Below are 2,077 nucleotides of genomic sequence, written 5' to 3'. Positions count from 1 at the left end.
AACTAAAAATGAAAAAAGTAATAGCCCTTCCGCCGGCAATGAGGCGGGAAGATTATAATTCAAAGAACAACTCCCCAAAGAAAAATAACCCGGAAATCAAGCAAGAAGCTATTAAGCAACAGATTGTTACTTCGCCCTAGCGCAGAGGCCAACGCTTCGCTCATCACAATGACGGGTAAAGGAGGGTAGTGTATGGGGAATAATATCAATCATAGAGAATCTATACAAAAGCAGGGTCGTCTGCAACAGACCCTGCTTGGACATAAAAGTAGGGTCAACAACACTGATCACAAAGAAACCCGCAGGTTATTATTCTAGACCTAGGTTTCGTAAAAAGATTGAAGTGTTTACATCAATATCAAATTTTTCTTCAACAATCAGCCTTCCCGCATGCCCCATTCGCTCTCGTTCTTCTTTGTTATTAATCAAATAAACAATTGCATCTGCCATCTTATTGATATTGTAGGGATCAATCAATATTCCCGAAACACCGTTTGATACAACTTCTGGAATACCTCCAGCGTTAAAAGCAACCACTGGTAATCCGAATGACATCGCCTCTACTAAAGTATATCCGAAAGATTCACTCTTAGACGGATGAAATAAAATATCGGAGTTATTATACGCTATTGATATTTGGTCTACCGGATGTTTAAAAGTTATCAAACTTGATAAACCCTTCGTTTCAACCTCATTTTCTATACTTCTTTTATATGCACTATCACAATTTGAGCTACTCCAGCCCAGCACCGTAATATGAAATTTTACACTCCTTTTGTTTAACTCAGCAAGGGTATCAATTAGTAGGTGAGCACCTTTATGCGGAAAAGCATGAATAACCGATAAAATTTCTACACCCCTATTTGCGTTGCGATTACAAACTATTTCTTCTTTGTTTGTCCTGATACCATTGTAAACCATGAAAATTGGTTTCTTGATTCCCTTCGCTATAAGCAGTTGCTTAACGATGTTGGAGACTGCTATGTAATTTGATATTGCTGGCTGTTGAATTTTGAGAACAATTGTGCCAAAAAAACCTCTTGAATTAAAAGACAGCGAATGCACCATCACTGTAATCTTCTGCGTTAAAGAAAGCAGGTTTAAAGCAAAAACAAATATCTCTGAATTAACCAGTACCAAGCTGTAATTCTTTCTAAACGTGTAAAAGGGGAGCATAAAAAGCAAAATAAGCTCTACAAACACGCGATAGATCATCTTGGTAAGCAAAGCATTAGGTGCATAATTTAGCTTCAAAAATCTCAAATACTGAAATTTGCAACCTAATTTGGACAGATTTTCGGAGATAGAATCTGGGCATGGATATAATACGGTAACGTCAAATTTTTTGGCTAAACATGTTCTAATAAAGCCCTCAACAAAAGTGTTTGGTCCTATCCTACCTGTCCAAGGGTTAATTATAAAAATTTTTTTCATTCATTCATTTCAAAAATCCAATTCAGACTTAACTCAACGCCTATTACCTATCGGCTCAATTTAATAGGCTTTCTCTTCCTTTACTTCTATTCCTTCGACTCAGCTAGCTGTACCGTTTTAATATTTAAACGCTAAAGAGGTGCTTTTCCTCATTCTGGGGAGGTTCAAAACTTAGTTCTACGCACTCCCATTGCAGTCCGTTCAGCATGAAAATTCCTGTTTTACTGACGTGAGAATCAAAGAAAAAGGATAAAGCTACTCTGGTTCGCGATCCAAAATATCAAAAAAAAGCAACTAATTTTAAAGTGTCTTTTTTTTCTAACTAGTTAAAGTTTAAAATCATCGAAACTTAGATTGGTGTAATTTAACCAATTTGTAAGAACTAGGTGATTTTCCAGTTATTAAATCTCATAAATTAGGTGCGATTTAAAGAACTTCGAAAGATTTATCGGGCTCCAATCTAAATATTCAGAGGCCGGCTCTACATAATTCCTCAACTAAAGTCCATAACGGTAAAGTAACCCCATTCCTAACCGATAAACTCCGCCTTGGATAGCTATCGGGACGGTAAACCTGTCCTTAGTTTTGCTTCCTCTTAACCGTCATCGCGAAGCTGAAGTGCTGGATAAGAGCGTGGAGCTGT

At 37.2% G+C, this 2,077-nt stretch carries 1 protein-coding gene; it reads right to left on the bottom strand.

The genetic code is table 11. The features are described from left to right. Positions 1-309: 309 nt before the first annotated feature. On the bottom strand, positions 310-1,434 hold the full coding sequence (locus B176_RS0101355; protein WP_017256974.1) for a glycosyltransferase family 4 protein: 1,125 nt from the start codon (positions 1,432-1,434) through the stop codon (positions 310-312). Positions 1,435-2,077 lie beyond the last annotated feature (643 nt).

This window comes from Pedobacter arcticus A12 (assembly GCF_000302595.1).
Taxonomy (GTDB): domain Bacteria; phylum Bacteroidota; class Bacteroidia; order Sphingobacteriales; family Sphingobacteriaceae; genus Pseudopedobacter; species Pseudopedobacter arcticus.
Note: the sequence above shows the minus strand (reverse complement) of the source record. Positions and strands in the feature narration are given on the sequence as shown.